General features: G+C 28.7%; 21 protein-coding genes. 18 read left to right on the top strand and 3 right to left on the bottom strand.

The features are described 5' to 3' along the window. From wecB to PYW35_RS11405, 13 genes are all read left to right on the top strand, one after another. Positions 1-1,125: a non-hydrolyzing UDP-N-acetylglucosamine 2-epimerase gene (gene wecB / locus PYW35_RS11465; RefSeq protein ID WP_103323308.1), complete on the top strand. Its 1,125-nt coding sequence runs from the start codon at positions 1-3 to the stop codon at positions 1,123-1,125. Then, entirely contained in the window at positions 1,125-1,724 is a 600-nt protein-coding gene (locus PYW35_RS11460; protein WP_204107861.1) for a CatB-related O-acetyltransferase, read from the top strand. The genes wecB and PYW35_RS11460 overlap by 1 nt, the downstream gene beginning before the upstream one ends. A gap of 30 nt (positions 1,725-1,754) precedes the next feature. After that, on the top strand, positions 1,755-2,864 hold the full coding sequence (locus PYW35_RS11455; protein ID WP_204107860.1) for a glycosyltransferase: 1,110 nt from the start codon (positions 1,755-1,757) through the stop codon (positions 2,862-2,864). 32 nt (positions 2,865-2,896) lie between these two features. After that, positions 2,897-4,075 (top strand): lipopolysaccharide biosynthesis protein, encoded by a 1,179-nt coding sequence (locus PYW35_RS11450; protein WP_204107859.1) that lies wholly within the window; start codon positions 2,897-2,899, stop codon positions 4,073-4,075. Beyond that, complete coding sequence (wzy, locus tag PYW35_RS11445) at positions 4,076-5,335, top strand: O-antigen polysaccharide polymerase Wzy (RefSeq protein WP_204107858.1); 1,260 nt, start codon at positions 4,076-4,078, stop codon at positions 5,333-5,335. Positions 5,336-5,346: 11 nt separating this feature from the next. Further along, positions 5,347-6,591, top strand: a complete 1,245-nt coding sequence (locus PYW35_RS11440; RefSeq protein ID WP_204107857.1) for a nucleotide sugar dehydrogenase — start codon at positions 5,347-5,349, stop codon at positions 6,589-6,591. A 79-nt stretch (positions 6,592-6,670) separates the two neighbouring features. Beyond that, positions 6,671-7,867: a glycosyltransferase family 4 protein gene (locus PYW35_RS11435; RefSeq protein WP_204107856.1), complete on the top strand. Its 1,197-nt coding sequence runs from the start codon at positions 6,671-6,673 to the stop codon at positions 7,865-7,867. After that, complete coding sequence (locus tag PYW35_RS11430; protein WP_204107855.1) at positions 7,864-8,754, top strand: NAD-dependent epimerase/dehydratase family protein; 891 nt, start codon at positions 7,864-7,866, stop codon at positions 8,752-8,754. Before PYW35_RS11435 ends, PYW35_RS11430 begins: the two co-directional genes overlap by 4 nt. 2 nt (positions 8,755-8,756) lie before the next feature. Beyond that, on the top strand, positions 8,757-9,314 hold the full coding sequence (locus tag PYW35_RS11425) for a sugar transferase (protein WP_204107854.1): 558 nt from the start codon (positions 8,757-8,759) through the stop codon (positions 9,312-9,314). A 297-nt stretch (positions 9,315-9,611) separates the two neighbouring features. Then, complete coding sequence (locus PYW35_RS11420; protein ID WP_103323595.1) at positions 9,612-9,965, top strand: hypothetical protein; 354 nt, start codon at positions 9,612-9,614, stop codon at positions 9,963-9,965. Positions 9,966-10,011: 46 nt separating this feature from the next. Next, positions 10,012-10,962 carry an accessory Sec system protein Asp2 gene (locus PYW35_RS11415; protein WP_239102440.1) on the top strand — a complete coding sequence of 317 codons (951 nt, stop codon included), beginning with the start codon at positions 10,012-10,014 and terminating at the stop codon, positions 10,960-10,962. A 118-nt stretch (positions 10,963-11,080) separates the two neighbouring features. Then, complete coding sequence (locus tag PYW35_RS11410) at positions 11,081-12,394, top strand: glycosyltransferase family A protein (RefSeq protein ID WP_275068754.1); 1,314 nt, start codon at positions 11,081-11,083, stop codon at positions 12,392-12,394. Between the two features lie 22 nt (positions 12,395-12,416). Next, positions 12,417-14,735: a bifunctional glycosyltransferase/CDP-glycerol:glycerophosphate glycerophosphotransferase gene (locus tag PYW35_RS11405; protein ID WP_204107852.1), complete on the top strand. Its 2,319-nt coding sequence runs from the start codon at positions 12,417-12,419 to the stop codon at positions 14,733-14,735. 51 nt (positions 14,736-14,786) lie between these two features. Here PYW35_RS11405 and PYW35_RS11400 read toward each other — a convergent pair whose 3' ends face one another. Together PYW35_RS11400 and PYW35_RS11395 are read right to left on the bottom strand one after the other, a co-directional pair. Next, entirely contained in the window at positions 14,787-15,686 is a 900-nt protein-coding gene (locus tag PYW35_RS11400; RefSeq protein ID WP_103322511.1) for an Mph(C) family macrolide 2'-phosphotransferase, read from the bottom strand. 32 nt (positions 15,687-15,718) lie between these two features. After that, positions 15,719-16,321: a DJ-1/PfpI family protein gene (locus tag PYW35_RS11395; RefSeq protein WP_103322510.1), complete on the bottom strand. Its 603-nt coding sequence runs from the start codon at positions 16,319-16,321 to the stop codon at positions 15,719-15,721. Between the two features lie 161 nt (positions 16,322-16,482). Here PYW35_RS11395 and PYW35_RS11390 point away from each other — a divergent pair, with 161 nt between their 5' ends. The 4 genes from PYW35_RS11390 (at position 16,483) to PYW35_RS11375 (ending at position 19,368) form a co-directional block, all read left to right on the top strand. Further along, the gene (locus PYW35_RS11390; protein ID WP_103322509.1) at positions 16,483-17,184 is read left to right on the top strand and encodes an alpha/beta hydrolase; all 702 of its coding nucleotides are present in this window, start codon (positions 16,483-16,485) and stop codon (positions 17,182-17,184) included. 268 nt (positions 17,185-17,452) lie between these two features. Then, positions 17,453-17,824, top strand: coding sequence for a GntR family transcriptional regulator (locus tag PYW35_RS11385; protein ID WP_016911226.1), 372 nt, complete (start codon positions 17,453-17,455; stop codon positions 17,822-17,824). Further along, positions 17,811-18,692 carry an ATP-binding cassette domain-containing protein gene (locus PYW35_RS11380; protein ID WP_103322508.1) on the top strand — a complete coding sequence of 294 codons (882 nt, stop codon included), beginning with the start codon at positions 17,811-17,813 and terminating at the stop codon, positions 18,690-18,692. The genes PYW35_RS11385 and PYW35_RS11380 overlap by 14 nt, the downstream gene beginning before the upstream one ends. Continuing rightward, positions 18,685-19,368: a hypothetical protein gene (locus tag PYW35_RS11375; protein WP_103322507.1), complete on the top strand. Its 684-nt coding sequence runs from the start codon at positions 18,685-18,687 to the stop codon at positions 19,366-19,368. Before PYW35_RS11380 ends, PYW35_RS11375 begins: the two co-directional genes overlap by 8 nt. Positions 19,369-19,454: 86 nt before the next feature. Here the strand turns inward: PYW35_RS11375 and PYW35_RS11370 are convergent, their stop codons facing one another. Further along, positions 19,455-20,270: a MerR family transcriptional regulator gene (locus PYW35_RS11370; RefSeq protein ID WP_103322506.1), complete on the bottom strand. Its 816-nt coding sequence runs from the start codon at positions 20,268-20,270 to the stop codon at positions 19,455-19,457. Between the two features lie 153 nt (positions 20,271-20,423). On the opposite strand from PYW35_RS11370, the gene norA reads away from it, so the two are divergent. Then, positions 20,424-21,569, top strand: coding sequence for a multidrug efflux MFS transporter NorA (norA, locus tag PYW35_RS11365; RefSeq protein ID WP_103322505.1), 1,146 nt, complete (start codon positions 20,424-20,426; stop codon positions 21,567-21,569). Positions 21,570-22,147 lie beyond the last annotated feature (578 nt).

Raw genomic sequence — 22,147 nt, 5'->3', positions numbered from 1 at the left:
ATGAATAAATTAAAATTGATGACAATTGTTGGAACTAGACCTGAAATTATTAGACTATCAGCTACTATAAAAGCTTGTGATAAATATTTCAATCAAATATTAGTACATACTGGTCAAAACTATGATTACACACTTAATCAAGTATTCTTTGAAGAATTAGAATTAAGAGAACCCAATCATTTTTTAGAAGCTGTAGGTAAAGATCTAGGTGAAACAATGGGGAATATCATAGCTAAATCTTATGAAGTGTTAGCAAAAGAAAAACCTGATGCACTTTTGATACTAGGAGATACAAATAGTTGTTTAGCAGCAGTATCAGCTAAAAGATTAAAAATTCCTGTATTTCATATGGAAGCAGGTAACCGTTGTTTTGACCAAAATGTACCTGAAGAAATTAATAGAAAAATAGTTGATCACGTGAGTGACGTAAATCTACCATATACAGAACATAGTAGAAGATATTTATTAGATGAAGGATTCAAAAAAGAAAATATCTTCGTAACAGGTTCACCAATGCGTGAGGTTTTAGAACAATATGAAGATAAAATTAATACAAGTAATGCACTGAAAACATTAAATCTAGAAAAAAACAAATACATCTTAATTTCAGCACATAGAGAAGAAAACATTGATATTGAAGAGAACTTTAATTCATTAATGAATGCTATTAACGAGATAGCAGAAAAATATCAATTACCAGTAATCTATTCAACACACCCAAGAAGCTGGAAAAAAATCGAGGAAAGATCATTTGAGTTTCATCCGTTAGTAAAACAACTTAAACCATTCGGATTCTTCGACTATAACGCATTACAAAAACATGCCTTTGTTGTTCTTTCAGATAGTGGAACACTGTCAGAAGAATCATCTATGCTTAAGTTCCCAGGAGTGCTAATAAGAACATCTACAGAACGACCAGAAGTATTAGATAAAGGTACAGTAATTGTTGGTGGCATTAAATATGATAACTTAGTGCAATCTGTAGAACTTGCAAGAGCAATGCAAAATAACAATGAACCAATGATAGATGCAATTGACTATATAGATACAAACGTTTCACAAAAAGTAGTGAAGATTATACAAAGTTATACGGAGATTATTAATAGAAATACATGGGGGAAATAATGTTAAAGAAAATATTAATCAATTTATTCCCTAAAAATTTTAAAAATGAGAATGTAAAAATAAATAAGCTTGCTTATGTTACTAACACAAATTTTAGTGGGAATAATTATGTTGACAGATTTTGTAGAATTCGGAATTCATCATTTGGATCTTATAGTTATATAGGATATAACTCTGATATAAATAATGTTCAAATAGGGAATTATTGCTCGATTTCTTCAGATGTGAAAATAGGATTAAACAGTCATCCAATTCATTTATTTAGTACTTCGCCTATATTTTATTCTGATACCAATCCTTTTGGTAAAAAGATAAACAAAATTAGTTATGATGATTCACCTAAAATTACAGTCATAAAAAATGATGTATGGATAGGTACAAATGTAATTATTATGGAAGGAATATCTATAGGGAATGGTTCTATAATTGCTGCTGGAAGTGTTGTTACCAAAGATATAGGCGAATATGAAATTGTAGGTGGTATTCCGGCAAAAATCATAAAAAAAAGATTTGATAAAGAAACAATCAAGAAATTAAGTGATAGCAAATGGTGGGAAAAAGATGCGAAAGAATTAATTAATTCTCAATTTCATCTATAGGACTATTTCAATAAAAAGGAATGAACTTTAATGAGAATTTTAAACATAGTATCTAGTAATATTGTTCAAGATCCAAGGATATTAAAACAGATGGAAACTATAAAAACATTAACGGATGATTATATAGTTTTAGGGAAAAATAACACCAATGTGACTGATGAGAGATTAAATAAATTGAAATTTAATTATAAATTATTTGGTTCAAATAATAATGAAAATTCCATAATCAAAAAAATAATAAATCGAATAAAATTCGGTAAAAATGTAATTCAATTCATAAAACAATATGAACCTAATGTAATTCACGCAAATGATTTTGATGTTTTATTAATAGTTTACTTAAGTAGATATAAAAAAGGGAAAATAATATATGATGCACATGAGATTTATTCGAAAAATTCTTTAGTAAATAAAATTAAAATTGTATCGGCAATTGTTCAATTTATTGAGAAAAAAATCGTCAATAGTATTGATGCTTTTATAACAGTCAGCAATGCAGCAAAAAGTTACTATATTTCACAGGGATATAAAAAAGAGCCTATAGTTATAACAAACGCACCAATTAAAGAAAAAATTGTATTGAAAAATAATAAGAATAATAGTTTTGAAATTGTGTATCAAGGTCAAATAGTTTCTAATCGTGGATATGAAGAATTTTTAGAAGCTGGGAGATATATTAATGATGAAAATATAAAACTAATTATTAGAGGTTTTGGACATTTAGAAGATGAGCTTAAAGGTTTGAAAATCAAGAGGAATATAAAGAATGTCTATATTGAAGGTCCGGTTGAAATGGATCAATTAGTAAAATCTATGAGTAGTAGTGATGTTGGTGTTGTCTTAACCAAACCTGCTTCAATTAATTTTGAATATACAGTATCGAATAAAATTTTCGAATGTTTACATGCTGGTTTGCCAGTGATTTTATCTCCAGTAAAAGAACATATTTATCTTAATGATAAATATGATTTTGGAATTATATTAGACGAAGTAACACCTAAAAAAATAGCTGAAGCCATTCTTAAATTAAAAGAAAATCCAGAATTATATAAAGAACTTAAAAGAAACGCTGTTAAAGCGTCGAATATACTTTCGTGGCAAAATGAGGAACAAAAGTTAATCGATATATATAAATTTTAATTTTTAATAAGTATTATAGAAAAGTGGGGATTATGAAAAAAATAAAAGATATTACAGTTAATATATTAGCGAATATTATTCCGATTATAATTATGCAATTAATACTTATTCCGGTGTTTTCGAGTAACAACAATAGTGAAGATTTTGGGGGATTCTTAGTAATTTTAACCTTAGTAAATATACTTTCAACTATTCTAGGAAATACTTTGAATAATATTAGATTAATTAATAAACATGAAGATGATATTAAAGAGTATACATATATAAACACTTTATTAATATTGATAATAGCCAATATAATTTTTACAACGATTTTTCTTTTCATATGGGGAGTAAAATTCAATGATATTCTGTTAATAAATTTATGGGGATCTTGTTTGTTAATAAGAAGTTATGTTTTTGTATATTTACGCTTAGAATTAAAGTATATAGCAATACTATATATAAATATTATAAGCGCAATAATATTATCCTTAGGTTCATTAATGATTTTTTATAATTTGGTAAATATTTATTTGGTATTATTTGTATCTGAAGCAGTTATAATACTTTCAATGATTCTAAATAGTAAAGGTTACTTTAAAGAATTTAAAATCAAGTTTATAAATCGTGAAAAAATCAAAAATTACAATTCTCTAATGGGTTCTAATATTATATTAAATTTGTTGAATTATTCCGATAGAATTTTAATCGGGTTATTTTTAGGAACTAGATATGTACCATTATTTTTTATTGCTACTATTGTTGGAAAACTTTCCAATCTAGTTATAAATCCAATGGTTACAGTTTTATTAAGTTATGAGGTAGACAATAAAAACACTTATTCAAGAAAAAAATATATTAGAATTTTCTTCATAACGATAATATTTTCAGTAATATTATCAGTTATTATTTCACTAATATCATATATGGTTATCAAAATTTTGTATCCTAATTATCTTGATGATGTAAAGAGCTTAATATTCTTATCAAATCTTGGTGTTATCTTACTATCAACAACTGCAATTTTACAAATGAAAATTGTTGCCAATAGTAAATTTAATTTAAATTTTAAAATCAATATCATTAGCTTAGTTGTATTATCGATTACAGGATATATACTAATGAATTTATATGGTATCTTAGGATTTTCGATAGCACTTGTACTGACTTCATTAATAAAACATCTAGTAATAATTATTTCATTAAATATGAAGTTAGGAGATAAATAAATGACTATATTAATATTTTTAATATTATCTTTTTCTTATGTATATTTCTTATATAAACATAACTTTAGGTTTATTAGTTTATTTTGGACATTAATGTTTAGCATAAGTTTGTTACTTCCAGTTTTAATTGGTAAATATTTTAATTATGGTTATATTATAAACGATGCTATATATAATAAGTTAGATAAAATTTATTTACTATGCTTAATAGTATTTATTATAAGCAATATTCCTTTTCAACTAAAAAAAATAAGGTTTAAAGATGGAAATATAAAATTGATCAAATATAATAATATAAAAGTTTCGAATAACATTTATAGTGTATTATCATTAATTTTAATCATTATGCTTGGTGTTGAAGTTATAACTACAGGTACTGTTTCAACTTTAGAATTAAATTCATGGGTTAAAATGCTACAAGGTTCAATTTTGTTGGGTTTGCTTTATACCTCTTATCTAAGATTTTTGTTCGCTGATAATAAGAAGACAAAAGTTATAAGTCTTTTGATTATTATTATATCCTTACTAATAGTATTAACTTTTATATTCGGAAGAAGAATATTAATATATCCAACTATTGCAGCAATAGTCCTCTATATATATAGAACAGGATATAAACCAAGTATATTAAAAGTAAGTATTTTAAGTATTTTTTCTATTTTTATTGGTTTACCTTTATTAATGAGCATTAGAACATTAGGAATAAAAGATGGTGTTAGTAATTTTATTGAAATAATTAAAGGCGACTATAATCAATATTTGAATTATTTAGCTATAGGAACTGATGTTACCTATTCATACTCTTTAGCAGCAATAATTCTTTCTGAGGATGTAAAGATTACATTCTTAACTTTATTTAAACCTTTATTTATATTTATACCAAGAAGTATTTGGCCAAATAAGCCTGAAGCGCTCTCTGAGGCATTAGTTCATAAAGTGAATTTACCTTTTGAAAAAGGGATGTCTATTCCACCAGGATTAGTTGGTGAGTCGTATGTTTATTTTGGAATAATAGGAGTTATTCTTGTGGGGATTATTTTTGGTGTTATATGTGGGATAGCAGATAATTATAGTCAACATTTAATAAAACAAAAAAATGGAAGAAATAGTATAAATTTAATAATGGTAATTATAGTCATGATACAAATAATTATGGGATCAATTAGAGGGGATACAGCTACAAATATTCAAGAGTCACTATATTTATTTTTACCACTATTATTAATATTAAATTTTTCGAGATATAAATTTAAAATTTAAGGAGTAATAACATGAAATTAACAGTTATAGGGTTGGGTTATATTGGTTTGCCTACAGCATTATTATTCGCTTCAAAAGGGTTAGATGTTACGGGAATAGATGTGAATGAAGCTGTAGTGAAAAAATTGAACAATAAAGAATTACATATTGAAGAGAACGGGATTCAAGATTTATTAGAGGAAACTATAGATAATAAAAACTTCAAGGCTTCAACAGAAGTGAAACATTCTGATTATTACATTATTGCTGTTCCAACTCCTCATTTAAAGGATAACAGTTGTGATGTTTCATACTTAAAAGCTGCTATATTGAAACTGAAAGATGTTATTAAAAAAGACGACACAATTATTGTTGAATCAACTATAGGGCCTAGAACAATGCAAGACATTGTACAACCTATGATTGAATCGTTCGGTTTTACAGTAGGTAAAGATATTTATCTTGCTCATTGTCCTGAAAGAGTATTACCTGGAAAAATTATTCATGAAATGATTCATAATAATAGAATTGTTGGAGGCATTACTGAAGCATGTACTAAAAAGACTATAAATTTATATGAACTTTTAGTTCAGGGAAAACTGCTTGAAACAAAAGCAAGTACTGCAGAGATGTCTAAGTTAATGGAAAACACTTATAGAGACGTGAATATAGCATTGGCTAATGAGTTAGTGAAAATTAGTGATACTTTAAATATAAACGCATTAGATGTTATTAAACTTGCTAATGAACATCCACGTGTTAATATCCATACACCTGGTCCGGGGGTTGGTGGTCATTGTTTAGCTGTTGACCCTTATTTTATTGTTGCCAGTGACGAAAAAAATGCTCAAATAATCTCTAAAGCTAGAGCAATCAATAATAGTATGCCAGATTTTGTTATTGGTAAAGTAAATAAGATTATGGAAACAATTAAAGGTAAAAAAATCACTGTATTAGGATTAACTTATAAAGGGAATATTGATGATATTCGTGAATCACCTGCATTAGATATCTATCACGAATTAAAATTAAAGTCTGATTTTGAAGTTGTTGCGCAAGATAGTCATGTACAACTTGACTGGGTTGAAAATGATATTGCAAAAGCACTTGAAAATAGTGATTTAGCATTAGTCCTAACTGATCATAATGAGTATAGAGAGTTAGCTAACTATGTGAACGGTACAATGAAACAAAATATTGTGTTTGATACTAAGAATGTCGTTAAAAATACAAAGGGATTAAAATATTACAATTTCAATAATATATACAATATTTAAATTTGACTACTGTATATGCTAAATAAAATTTTTGTTAAATTGGTGTTAAAGCGACTAGTTATGAGAGGAATCAATAGTTATGAAAAAAATACTAATCGTTTCACAGTACTATAAACCCGAACCATTTCTAATAAATGAAGTTATAGAAACTTTAAATGAAGAAGGATATGAGTTAACTGTTTTAACTGGACTACCCAATTATCCAGAGGGAGAAATATACAAAGGCTATGAACCTGGTATCACATACGAAAATGGTATTGAAGTTATAAGAGTTAATGCAAGACCGAGAAAAAAGGGGAAATTAAATCTTTTTCTAAATTACTTCTCGTTTGCTCTAAAAGGATCAATAAAAGCTCTGAAATTAAAAGGTAATTATGATGCTGTATATGTATATCAATTATCACCTGTTTTTATGGCTATTCCAGCGCTTATTTATAAATTGAAATATAAAAGGAAAATACTTTTATACTGTTTGGATTTATGGCCACAAAGTTTAATTGCAGGAGGCATTAAGAATAAATCTTTCATTTATAATCTTTTCTTAGTGATTTGTAAATTAATATATAAAAATGTTGATAAAATACAAATTTCTAGTAGCTTATTTGAAAAATACTTTAAAGAAGAGCTCAAGATTAATAAAAAATTGAGTTATTCACCACAATATGCAAACGATCTCTTTTTAAATAATGATATATACAGTGAAGTGAACATTAATCACGAAAAAATAAATATAATGTTCGCTGGCAATTTAGGAGAAGTTCAATCAATAGAAACAATTATAAAAGCCGTGCATGTCGCAAACAATTCTAGGTTACATTTTCATATAGTTGGTGATGGATCAAATAAAGAAAAACTTTTAAAATTAGTTTCTGAATTAAATATAGAAGACAAAATTACATTTCATGGTAGAAAGCCTATAGAAATGATGCCCATATATTATAGTAATGCAGATGGATTAATCGTTTCACTGAAAAAAGATGATATCATTTCATATACATTGCCAGGAAAAGTACAAACATATATGGCCAGTAGAAAGCCGATTATAGGATCTATAGATGGTGAAGCTGCTGAAGTTATTGAAAAATCGAAATGTGGGCTTGTTTCACCAGCTGAAGATGTTCAGAAGTTATCAGAAAGCCTAAATGAATTCTGTAGTATGAATTCAGAAGAAAGAAAAAAATTAGGGGATAATGGTTACAATTATTACAAACAAAATTTCACTAAGAAGATATTCATGGATAATCTGATAAAAGATATGGAGGAAATATCTAAATGAAACTATTAATAACTGGAGCAAACGGTCATTCAGGTAAACTGTTTTTAAAGAATTTATCAACAACAAACATAAAGAAATATGAAGAGATTCATATAATAGTTAGAAATGATGATTTAGATAGATTTATAGAAGAAAGTGGATTAAACATCATTAAGCATAAAGGTGATTTAACAGATGTTAAATTTTTAACTGAAGTTACACGAAATATAGATACGATCCTTCATATTGCAGGTGTTCAAATGAGTCGAAACTTATTTGAAGCAGCTATTAATAATAAAGTTAACTGGATTATTGCTGTTCATACAACTGGCAGATATTCTCAATTTAAAATGGCATCTGAAGAGTATATTAATATTGAAGATAACTTATTAACTTTGAGAGATGAAATTAATATAACAATTTTACGTCCAACAATGATATATGGTTCATCTAGAGATAGAAATATGTATAAATTAATAAAATTTATTGATAAAAGTCCTGTATTTCCGATATTTGGTAATGGTAAAAACTTAATGCAACCTGTTACTGCTACTGATTTAGCGATTGCTTATCAACAAGTATTAGATAATGCTGTAGTGTGTAAAAATCAAAATTATAACTTGTCTGGTAAGTATCCAATAAAGTATAAGGAATTAATTAAGACAGTTGCATCAAAACTAGATAAAAATATTATACTTCTTCCTATTCCTATCAAACTTTCATATTACGCTGTATTAGTAGGGAATCGTATATTACCTAAGTTTCCTTTAAATGAAGAACAAGTTTTAAGAATGAAAGAGGATAAGGACTTTACACACCTTAAAGCTAATAGAGACTTTGGTTATAGTCCTATGAGTTTTGATGAGGGAATTGAAAGTGAAGTTAATGAGTATAAAGGAGAAAAATAGAATTGAAAAGACTATTTGATTTTACAAGTTCATTATTTGCTATTCTTATTGCCTCTCCCTTTTTAATTGTTACATCTATTATTATTAAATTAGAATCTAAAGGTCCAATTGTTTTTAAACAAAAACGACCTGGTATAAATAATAAAATCTTTAATATTTATAAATTCAGATCTATGAAAGTTGAAACACCAGATGTAGCAACTGATAAAATTGATGCTAATATGTACATTACTAAATCAGGACGTTTTATTAGAAAAACTTCAATTGATGAATTACCTCAATTATTTAATATTATTAAAGGTGATATGTCGGTAGTTGGTCCAAGACCGGCATTATACAATCAATACGATTTAATTGCTAAAAGAACTAATGAAAATGTACATACTGCAAAACCTGGCTTAACAGGCTTAGCACAAGTTATGGGCAGAGATGATATTACAGATGATCAGAAAGTTCAATATGATAAATATTATGTTGAAAATCAAACTTTCATATTAGACATGTTTATTATATATAAAACGATTAGAAACACTATTACATCTGAAGGTGTGAAACATTAGAGTAAGTATAATTAACAACTTTAAATATTAGTTATGATAAATAAGCATTATCATTTTACCTTTCCTCACGGATTTGTGAACTGGTAGTGCTTTTTTAAATTTATATTAATAAAAGTTTATTGAGCATTATTATTTTTGTAATTAAACATATCGTTAAATGATGATGTTTATAATGTAATTGTTTTCATTTTGTAGTTAAGTAAATTTTTAATTAAAAATGTAAAAATCAATTTTACAAAAGTAAAAAATTGTAGTTTAATAAGAATATTGATTAAAAAACAGGAGAGAGGTAAGTCATTGAAAAATATAATTCTTGTAGTCATTATTTTCTGCCTTACAGTACTTTCAGCTTATTTCATGATAACAACAGATAATAAGCAGGAAGATAAAAAAGATGCCAATAAAGAAAAAACAGAACAAGCATCTAAGAAAAAAGAAAAAGCTCAGAAGAAACAAGAAAATGAGCCGAAAATTAAAACGCAAAAAGATTTATCTAAAGTTATATATAGCGATAAAGATGAACAAGCTAAGATGAATGCATATAATGAAGCAATTGATAAAGGAATACTTCCAAGAAGCAATAATTATCAAGAAGCGGTATATGCATATGAAGAGTCTGTATGGTTGAAGAATAATACGGGAACCGAATAAATAAAAATATAGAAATGATCAAGCATCTTCGAAAGGAATAATTAAATTGAAAGTTTTTAATTTAAATGATGATATTAAATACGAAAACCAAGAAAGAATATTGGTTAAAACAGGTAGTGATAAAAATTTATTACAACTTGCAAGAAAAGACAGTGGTTTGAAAATAAAGTATAAAGAATTGCTGGCAAATGATTATATCTTATACTTTCATGACAAAGAAATATCAAGATTTTGTAAGAGAGAGCATGTAAATAAATTATTTGATGGTTTGAATTTAGAACAATACAAAAATATTTTCTATAGACTTTCTATGCCACAAGGAAGAAAAGTGAACAATAAGGTAGAAAAAAAGTTAATTGTTATTTTTGCAAAAATGCCTGGTGCTAACCAATATGATAGTCCTAAAATCCCTCATAGAATGTTGCCTCCCTTTTTTGATGATTTAGAGAGAAGTCTAGTTAAAAATGTATATACAATGAGAATTATGGATTTGAATGTTTCTCATGGCTCACATTATATAAATACTGTAAATTATCCTGATTATGAACAAGAAATTCAAGAATCAATAGAAAATGTAAGGAACTATTTAGACATAGATAAGAAAAATGTTGTTTTTTATGGAGTGTCTAGAGGAGGAGCAGGTGCAATTGTACATGGAACCTCAATGGATTATAAAACATTAGCAGTTGATCCAATATTAAATATTGGAGATAAATTAGAAGCTAATGATAGAAGGTTATTAAAAGGATTAAGAAAAGAAGATTTAGTCCCTATGGTAAATGAAAATTTAAGTGTATCAAATAAATTTCAAAAAGTAATTATATGTAGTGAGAATGTGAAATTATATTATGAACAATCAATGCGCATAAACAAAGATAAAGCAAAAGTTATAAATATGAAAGATGATAAAATTACTTCTCATCCAGAAGTTTCTCCTAATACTGTGCCAGAGCAATTAATGATTTTAAATAATCTATTGAGCGGAGTAAGTGTGTAGATAACTATAAGTAGAATCATCTTATAATGTAGAGTTTAATAAGACGATTTATATAGAAGGTTAAGTAAATTGTGTTTTATAAGGAATGTATATTGATTTATATTTTAGGAGTGAAGTAATGTTTTCGGTAATAATCTCCACATACAATGGAAGTAAAAATATAATACATACGATTGAAAATATTGTGGAAAGTTTAAATAATTTCAACTATGAAATTATTATAATTAATGATGGAAGTACAGATGACACAAGGGAACTTCTTGAAGACTATAAAGATAATATTCAATTTAAAATATTTGATCAACTTAATAAAGGTATAAGCGCTTCTAGAAATAGAGGTATTAGACATTTAAGTGATAAATCAAATTATGTAGTATTTATAGATGATTCTGATACAGTAAAAAAGAATTTTTTTAGAAAAATAGATGAATTTTTCAATACCAACAAAGAAATTGATGTTGTAGCAACACCCCTTATAAGAACTAATAAGCAATTGAAAAAACACCATAGTTTAAATTATCGATTTCACTCTAATATAGAAATTGTTAATATACATAAAGATTATAAGTATATTCATTTTCATATTGGAGGTATGGCATTTAGAAAAGAAGTTTTTAAAAATGAATATTATAGATTTGATGAAAAATTACATTTTTGGGAAGACGCGAAATTTATTAATAATCTACTGTTAGATAAGGAAAAGTACGGATTAATACATGATACAGCTTATTTTTATAATAGTGAAAACCCAAATTCACTTAGTAAATCAGCGTGGACATTAGAAGAAAGATATATACCATTAATTGAGAATAGTTATATGTTTTTAATAGAACAATCTAATAAAAAATTTGATAAGACCATAAAGTATGTTCAGTTCTTAATTGGTACACATTATATTGAATATTTAAAAGAACATAATCAGAATAAAATAATAAATAGTCCATTTTTTGATAGAGAAGAATTTGAAAAATCGTCAAGAGTGTTATTTGAAAATATAGATTCTAACATTATTTATGATTTAAAAACACATTATTCTTATAAGAATTATATGCTAAATTTAAAAGGAGAAAAATTGATAACTAGTAAATTTTCAAATCAGCTAAGTGTATATATGCATTCATTTAATCTTGTGAATAGGAATATAACTTTTACATTTTCTAATGAAACCTGTTCATTACCTTCAGATTCTGAAGTATATATTGAGTTTTTAGGTGATAAAATGAAAAAAGCATCTCTTATAAGACAAAGAAGTTTTAAAATATTAGGGAAATCTTTTAGTGATTTTAGTAGAAATATTTATCAAGTTAAATTACCATTGATTTCTATATTTACAGGAAGTAGAATGCTAATAGTTCAAAATGATATAACTTATAAAATTAATAACCCTTCAATAATGAATAGGGTACTTAAAAATATAAAAAAAACAAAATAAAAATAATTTCGGAGGAAGTAAATTGAGTAATAAAATGAAAGTTTCTATTATTATTCCAGTATATAATGCTGAAGAATTTATCATAGAAACATTAGAGTCTGTTGAGAAGCAAACATTTAAAGAGAATTTTGAAGTTATATTAATTAACGATGGTTCAGAAGATAACTCAGTTAATTTAATAAATGACTTTATAGCAAATAGTGAAAAAGAGAACATCCATTATAAAATGCATGATGATGGTGAGAATAAAGGGCAAGGTGCTAGAAGAAATTTAGGTATTGATATAGCTACTGGTGAATCGATATTATTTTTAGATTCTGATGATTTAATTGAAGATACAACTTTGGATATAGCATACAAGAGATTAAGTGGAACAAAAGAGAATGATTTTGTAATCTTTGAATGGGCTTATTACTATCCAGAAACTGGTGAAACAAAGTATGTTAACAAAGAAAAATACAATCTTAAATTAGCATTATATCGTAATACAGTTGAAATGTTATTAGGGTGTTCAACATACTTTAGTGTAAACAAACTATATAAAAGATCATTTTTACAAAGACATCAAATTAGATATGGTGAAGGATATATTTATGAAGACTTCGAATTCTACGTTGCTTGTGCGCTAAAAGCATATCGAGTACCGGTAATTTCTAATATTTTATATAAAGTTAGAGTACATGATAAATCTACTACTAAAACTGATTATACAAGTACTAAACATAGAGACTCATTCTTGATAGCAATAGAAAATGCAGCATCAAAATTACAAGATGGCTATCGTGATCAATATACCCCTTATCAAGTGAATAAATACTTTATATATAGGGCTTTATTGTATTCAGAAAAAAGGTTGCCAAATAATAAAAATATGAGAAATGATTTCATTAAATCGACAATGAAGATCATAAACGAGTATAGTCCTAATATTAAGGTTCCAAACGGCGTATTACCATTATATAATTATGCATTTTCTAAAGGCGTAGTTAAAAATTTAGATGTAGCAGAGATGAAAAAATTATTTAAACTGCATAAAAAAAATAAAATTAATTTCTACTACACACGAGAAATTGAAAAAAATAAACGAAAAAATAAAGTTATAAATAAAGTGAAGAATAATTATTACCTTAAACCTTTAGTTTATAATACAAGAAGAAAAGTTCATGCAAAAAGAAATAAAAAAAGAGCAAATGAAATTGAGAATTATATGAGTTTAAAAGTAAAATCTGGAAATATTATAATGATGGGATTCGATTACCAATATCGAGGGAATTCTAAGTACTTATTTGATTATTTAAAGGATTTATATGAACCAGAAAATCTCAAATTTGTAACATTTGATAAAAAGGTGCCTGAAGAATATAGAATTAATCCAAAAAGTAAGGAATTTTTCAATTATTTCTATACTTCAAATATAGTGATTTGTGAATCGTGGATACCAGCTGCATTTAGAAAGAAAAAAGGCCAAAAATGGATTCAATTATGGCATGGTACGCCATTTAAAAAAATGTTGTTTGATTCAAATGAAGCGACTATGCTAAGTTTAAATCCTAATCATAAAGTGAAGATGAAAAACGATATTGCAAGATGGGACTACTTAATTGCAGATTCAGAAAAGGCAAAACAAAAATTCAAGACTTCATTTGATATCTCGAGTGATAAAGTGATAACTTCTGGTTATCCAAGGAATGAATGGTTGAAAGAAAATCATTCTAATGAAGAGTTAGTTAGAGAAATTAAAATTAAAAATAATATTCCACTTGATAAGAAAATTATACTTTATGCTCCAACTTGGAGAGATTATAATTATAAAATTGCTGAAAGTAAAAAAGATAAAGATTATATGCTTCAATTCAGAAAAATTTTAAATCATTTAGGGAACGATTATTGCATCATTAATAAAGCACATTCTATGGATACACAGCCATCTTGGAACAATGGAATTACACAAGTATATACTGTTAATGATAAAGTGGAAACACAGGAATTGATAGCTATATCAGATGTTATAATATCTGACTACTCATCAATTTATTTTGATGCTATTCATATAGATAAACCATTTTATTTCTTGATTAAAGATTATCCTAAGTTCAATTTATCTAGAGGTGTCTACTTAGATATGTATAATGATATATTGAAATTGGTAGCAAAAGATGAAGCAGAACTTGCTAAAAAAATTAAAACAAATGTTTTTAAAGATTTTAAAGCACCAGAAAATTATATTAATAAAAATATTGAGAATGCAAATGAAAGCATAGCTCAAATAATATCAGAGAATATAAAGCAAGATGAAAAGAGTATTGAAATAAATCACTCTAATAGTATGCAACAAGTATAATGCTTGTAAAATGAAAACCCATCAACATCCAGTTGATGGGTTTTTTATTTACTATTCTTCCACACCTAATTCTTTCTTCGCCATTTTTTCATATGCAAATTCTCCAGATTCCATTGCGAATTCTGCGATGAACAGTGGAAATACGGCATTGAGTTCGATGATATGTTCTTTCATTCGAGGCCATGTGTTTCCTCCTGCGCTTTTATACGCTGCTATGAGTTGTTCAAGGCCTTCTTCACCGAATACGCGATGATGTCCCATGAAATCCATTGACGGGTCGGAATGCGTTGCTTCTGTCCAATCTATGAACCCTGTGACGTTTGCGTCGTAATCTACTATAATATGTCCAGGGTGTAAGTCTCCGTGTATCATGGTTGCATATTCCGGCCAAAGTTCATCGTTTTCTATCCATTGTTGCCATCTATTCCATATTTCTTCAGATACGCCATATGTTGCTTTTACGTTTTCCATTCTTTGTTGAAAGTCGTTTCTAATATGTTGAATGGATTTGGTCTTGATATGTTGTGCAGTAATATTTTCTTCAGGAATGCTATGCAAATCAACAAGTGCTTCAGCCAATGTGTTTACAAAATTATCGGGTACGGGTTTATGCTCAATTTCCCATACGTATTTTTGTATTTGAGGATCTATTGTAGCTGCAGCCACACCGGTAAGCTTTGGATAAGCAATCAGATCCGCTTCATGCACTTTCCATTTTGGCACTTCAAATGATACATGCTCTTGTAAAAAGTCGACAGTTTGTTTTTCGGATTGTGTACGCTGATAAACATCCGCTCTTCTCGGTATCCTTAACACCCAATCTTTATCATGATCATCTTTAGCAAATGCAACTTGAAAATCTAATCCCGAATCATTCAAAGTAATCGTTTCAGGTTGGATATTCAAACCATATTGCGCTGCGATTTTTACAATTTTGTTATGTTGCGTCATATTATGGGCTCCTTATTTCTATATAATTGTGTTTATCCAATTTCTCCATATTTCAGTTTATATGCTACAAATCCTGATTTATAGAAGTATTTATTTTTCTCTGCCTCTTTGTTGTCAATCAGTCCGAGTGCGAGGATGACGTTAAAGGCGAAGTCGACACTGCTTGATCCGTTTGCTGTGACGAGATTTTGATCGATTACGCTATCTTCATTTATGAAGTCTATTGAATTTGTATATAGTTTAAACTTTTCATCTGTCGTCCATGTGTTTAAGTCATTCCCGGTATGCTTGAAACCTGTTAATAAATGATTTCGAGCTAGGAAATCTACTGCGCCACATATAGCACCGACGATGATGCCTTCGTCTAATGATGTCTTAATCAGTTGTATCAGTTGTTCGTTTTCAAGAGTGGCCCAACTGTTGCCGCCTATAATGATTAAAGCATCGTAAGGTTCTGTAATTTGATCAATGGGATAGTCAACGATTGTCTTGATTTGACCGATAGATGTAACGGTAGATTCTCCTAATGACACAGTGTCAATTTTAAATGAATGTGACATGGAAAGTTCTGCTGCGACATAACTTAATTCCCAATCTGCATATGCTTCTGTAAGTACGATTAATGCTCTTTTCATAATATAAGCACCCCTTTGTTTATCTGATATAAATGTTTAATTTTATCATGATACAAATGTTGTGGTTATGCAAATGATAACGCATTGCATTTTATGTTATGATGGATTGAATGATAACATTTCTCAATTGATTTTGGGAAGATAAGGTGGGGTGGAAGATTATGCAAGATGTACAAAAAATCTTATGGAATGATCGTTTATTAACGATAGCAATGCCCATAGGTTATGATGAAGAAAATCCTAAACCGTTTACGACTGTGTTTGTACAAGATGGTGATGATTTATTTAGTGAACACATTAAAAATAATCCGAAAAACATCATGTTCGTCGGGTTAGAACCTGTAGAACGAAACAGGGAATATACACCGTGGGAAGCGGATGTAGAACAAGCGCATTATGCTGGGGAAGCGGAGCAATATTTAGATTTATTGGAATTCGAGTTAATCCCTTTTCTTAAAGAGAACTATCATATATTTGATGAAGCTGAATATTTAGCAATCGGTGGAGGCTCGTTCGGTGCGTTAGTATCTTTATATGCATTGTTAACACGACCACACATATTCGGCCACTATATACTCATCTCAGCATCAATGTGGTATCCAAACTTCGTTGAATTTATTAACAGTAGTAACGAAATTGAATATCCACGTCACGTTTATTGGTATGTCGGTGAACAAGAAGGCGCAGAATATACGAATATTTTAAGAAATATGGTACCTGACACATATGAAGCAGTTGAATTGTTAAAGGGAAAGCTTGCTCATCCAGAATCAAGTTTAACGTTTGTCACGCAACCAGATGGTATTCATAGACAAGAATACTTTGAAAAATATTTCGATAAAGCCGTGAATGATTTGTTTTAAAATGTGAGTGATAGTACCTATATCAAGTTTTTTAAAATCCTCATCACTCTTGTTAGAGTGGGACAATGGAATCTTTTTGTAAAATTAGATTTTTGTCCCACTCTTTTTTTGTGGAAAAATAATATGTTTTAAATACTGATATAATAAGGGCTATGGCTTTATAATTAAAACAAAACATCATAAATATGTTTGACAAATAACATGAACGATATTATAGTTGATTACACAACTAATCAACCAATCATGTTATAGGATAAGGAGAATGAAAATGAAACCTACTTTAAATGATGATACACCTATATTTTTGCAAATTGCAGATATGATTAAAGATGATTTAGTTGAAGGACTTTTGTCAGAAGGTGAACAAATACCTTCCACAACAGAACTTTCAAACTTTTACAATATCAATAGAGCGACGGCTCAAAAGGGTATTACGCTGTTGATGGATGAAGGCATTGTTGCTAAGAAGAGAGGTATTGGTGTATTTATAGCTGAAGATGCGCGCGATAAGCTTATAAATACGAGAATGCAAGACTTCTCAAATTCTTATATCCAAAACATGGTTAAAGAAGCAAAAAGACTAAATATAAGTAAAGAAGAATTAATTAGAAGGGTGGAGCAGGACTATGACAATCATTGATATTCAGGATATGTCGTTTAAGTACAAAGATGAATACGTTCTTCAAGATTTAACACTTCAAGAAGAGAAACCTATGATTATTGGATTGTGGGGTCGCAATGGTTCAGGTAAGACGACGTTAATGAAACTCATGTCAGGTCAAGAGAGACAGAATTCAGGGCAAATATCTATATTAAACCTTAATCCATATAATAACGCAGCAGCAACAAAACAAATCACATATTTAAGAGAAAATCACTTTTTCGGTAAGACTTGGAATGTGAATGATGCTATGAAATTTGCTTCAATGTTCAATGACAATTGGAATCAAGAAGAAGCGGATTATTTAATTGATTTATTCGAATTACCGAGAAAAAAGAAAATTAAAACGTTCTCTAAAGGTATGCATTCGATGGTGCAAAGTGTCATTGGTTTAGCGAGTCATGCGCCAGTTACGATGTTAGATGAACCAACAAATGGCTTAGATGCTTATATGAGAAAAATATTTATGAAAGCATTGAGAGACTCATTTGAAGAAGATCCAAGATATATTATGATTTCATCGCATCATATTAAAGAAATCGAGAAAATTTGTGAAAAACTGATTGTTATATCAGGTCATCAAGTGAAATTACATGAACCTATTGAGTATTTCCAATCTAGAGGTGCAATATTAGTTGGTAAATTGGAAAATATACAACAAATTGTTTCTGGTGACGATATTATTGAGGAGTCTATAATAATGAATCAACATAAAGTAATGGCTGATATACCATTTGATGACAGGTTGATTGAACAATGTAGAGATTTAAAGATTAAAGTGGATAAGGCAAGTATTCAAGACTATTTAGTCAATATAACGATGACAAAGGAGGCTAATCATGGGTGATTTGAAAGGTTCATTCTTTATTATATTTAAAGAACTAAAAATACAACTTTACACATTTAGTATCGTGCTTCTGGCATTAGCAGCATTATATTTTGTTATTGGATTTTATATCGAACCTTCAGACGAGTTTAGTCCATTATTGTCTGGACCAATTTACGGTATATTAGGCTTCCTTCCATTTTTCCTATATGGAGATCCATTTAAATCAGCTGTTGAACTTGGCTCTACGAGAAGACAATATATTTTTAGTTTATGGTTAAGTTACTTTATATTTATTGTCAACATGCTTGTTATACACGAAATCGTCAGTTACTTGTTAGAGCTTGTTTCAGACATTTTTGGTAGTCATGTTACATTGAAGAGAGCGGGAGATGTCCTTCCAAATGCCAATACTTTTGATAATATGTGGGTAGACTTCTTAGCTGTTATTTTTATTGCAGGTATATGTTTCTTGGTCGGTGCAATTATGTATCGTGTTGGTATTATTCCAACGCTAATAGGGATATTATTAGCAGGCGTAATCGTCTTTATATGGTATGTGCTTGGTGACATGATGCCATTCTTCAAATGGGTATGTCATCATATATATGAAACACTCCATATACTAGGTGCTATCGGCATTGTTTCAACTTTATTAGTATATCCATTAATCATCAATGCAAGATTAAAAGAATAATATTCAATATCAGGCTGACTACAATGTATGAAACTTTGTAGTCAGCTTTTGTATGTTATTACGCAGTTTTGCTATGTGGAGGTTTCTTATTCTATTTCGATCATAATCTTCGTTATATATTCGTTCTCGTTATTCTTAATTACAGAGTCAAATACGAATTCTTCAAAGACATATTGCCCGATTGTTAAATTCATTTCTTCTATTTTTTGTAGCATTTTTAAATATGTTTCTTCAATATTTGTATCCAAACCTAAATGATAACCGATTAAGTACTGTCCTTTTAAGGTAATGGTATTCGTATAATCATTTTTCGCGTTAGGAATTTTAACGTACAGATAGCTATAATTATGATATTTCTGATTTAAAATTTCATTTCTATTTGATATAACGCCGATTGGTTGGCTTGAAAAAAGGGCGTGTGCTTTAAGTTCTTCAATAAAATGATTAATGGATATTAAAAAATCAAGTTCTGAAGCATTTGCGATATTATCACTTATATAAAATGTTGTTTCTTCTATATTGTGTAATGAAATTTCATCGAAAGGTGTCTGTATCGCTTCTTTAATGAGTTGAATTTTATCATTGATAATCATTTCGTTATAATCTAAATGTTGTTTCTGTTCTTGAATCGTCTTTTTCTGTTGATGCATTAAATTTAAAAAGTGTTCAGGAGATTTGTTTTGTGTATATTCTTTAATTTCTTTAAGTGGCATGCCTAATTCTTTCAATAATGTAATCACACTAATTAATTCAATCTGTTTAATGGAGTAATAGCGATAGCCTATTTCATTTTTATAATCAGGCTTAAAAAGGTGGATTTTATCATAGTAAATGAGTGTTTGACGGCTCACATTTGTTAAGCTCGCAAACTCACTTATCGGTATTTGATTAATTTTTTGCATAAATTGTTCTCCTTCTCTTGACTGTATAGTTACTATACACTATAAATTGTATATATTAAAGTTTGCGTAACGTTATGCAAATGGAAATAAATAGATTAGAATATAGTGAAAATCACTTAATATTTACAAATGTAACGAATAAGGAGGTCTAAAATGAATAGTAAGTTAAATGTTTTATATTTTAATATATTTTTAATGTTTTTAGGAATAAGTATCGTTATTCCAGTATTACCAACGATTTTATATGATTTAGATTTAAACGGAAGTGATTTAGGCGTATTAGTAGCAGTGTTCGCATTGTTCCAAATGATTGCATCACCATTTGGAGGACGATTTGCAGATAAATTTGGTAAAAAAATTATTATCATTATTGGACTCCTATTATTCTCCATTTCAGAATTTATATTTGCGATGGGTGATACATTTTCAATACTTTTACTATCAAGAGTATTAGGTGGAATCAGTGCAGCGTTTGTAATGCCAGGCGTAAATGGTATGATCGGTGATTTATCTACATCTGAGGATAGAGCGAAGAACTTTAGTTATATGTCAGCAGTTATAAATACAGGATTTATAGTAGGACCAGGTGTAGGAGGATTCTTAGCAGAAATTTCGCATAGAATGCCTTTTTATTTTGCCGGTGGACTAGGCATAATAGCTTTATTATTTTCGATATTCCTTTTAAAAGAAGCAAGTGAAGATGACTCCACAGAAACACAGAAAACAAAAGTTAAAGAACCATTCCCATATAAATTGTTTGTTGTACCTATTATTATTATGCTAATACTTTCATACGGTTTAGCATCGACAGAAACAATGTTCTCATTATATACAGCAGAAAAAGTAGGATTTGAGCCGAAAGATATTTCTATAGCCATTACAGGTGGTGCGATAGTCGGTGTCATATTCCAGTTGTTCTTATTTGAAAAACTTGTCGGGAAAATAGGTGAGATTAAATTAACGTTATTCTCATTAATATATTCAGTACTGATTTTAGGGGCATTTTTAATCGCTTCAAAATACATTACAGTCATGCTCGTAAGTTTTGTTATTTTCATTGGATTCGATTTAATCAGACCATCCATGACAAATTATTTCTCAAAACTAGCCGGTAATAATCAAGGTACAGCAGGTGGATTAAACTCAGCTGCAACAAGTGTAGGTAACTTAATCGGACCATTAGTAGCCGGAGTAGCATTTGATATTAATATAGAATTCCCATTGATCATCGCCATGGCATTCTTCTTAGTAGCCGCGGTCATCATCGTCTTTTATAAACCAAATAAATTTAAATTTTAAAAAATAAAACGCCGAAGCTGGGAGCTCGGCGTTTTTTTCTGATGAATAGGAGGGCTATTTATCAAGTGAGTGAAGGATAGGAAGGGTTATTTATCAAGTCAGGCTCCACATGATAAATAGCAAAAGATGACTGGGACATTAACATACTAGATTAACGAGAAAGAGCGTAAATTCTTAAATAAATAGGAATTTACGCTCTTTTCTTATATTGGTAGCCATTAAAGTTTACCCAAATTTTACCAAAATCGCACGATATCTTCTGAGTCTTCGTGCGTTTTACCCATATTTTAAAACATACAGGCGTCCTATGTTGCTTGTTTAGTAAGTCTTGCAACATACAGACGTTCTATGTTGCTTGTTTGATAAGTCTTGCAACTTAGAGCCGTTCTATGTAGCTTGTTTGGTAAGTCTTGCAACATAGGGACGTTCTATGTTGCTTGTTTGTTGAGTCTTGCAACATACAGGCCTTCTATGTAGCTTGTTTAGTAAGTCTTGCAACATAGAGCATGTACTTAAAAGAACAAACGAAAACATATCACACTACTTACAAATATCAGTAGTGTGATATGCTTTTTTAT

The sequence above is a fragment of the Mammaliicoccus vitulinus genome (assembly GCF_029024305.1).
Classification (GTDB): domain Bacteria; phylum Bacillota; class Bacilli; order Staphylococcales; family Staphylococcaceae; genus Mammaliicoccus; species Mammaliicoccus vitulinus.
The sequence above is the reverse complement of the archived record's forward strand: the minus strand, read 5'-3'. Positions and strand labels throughout refer to the sequence as shown.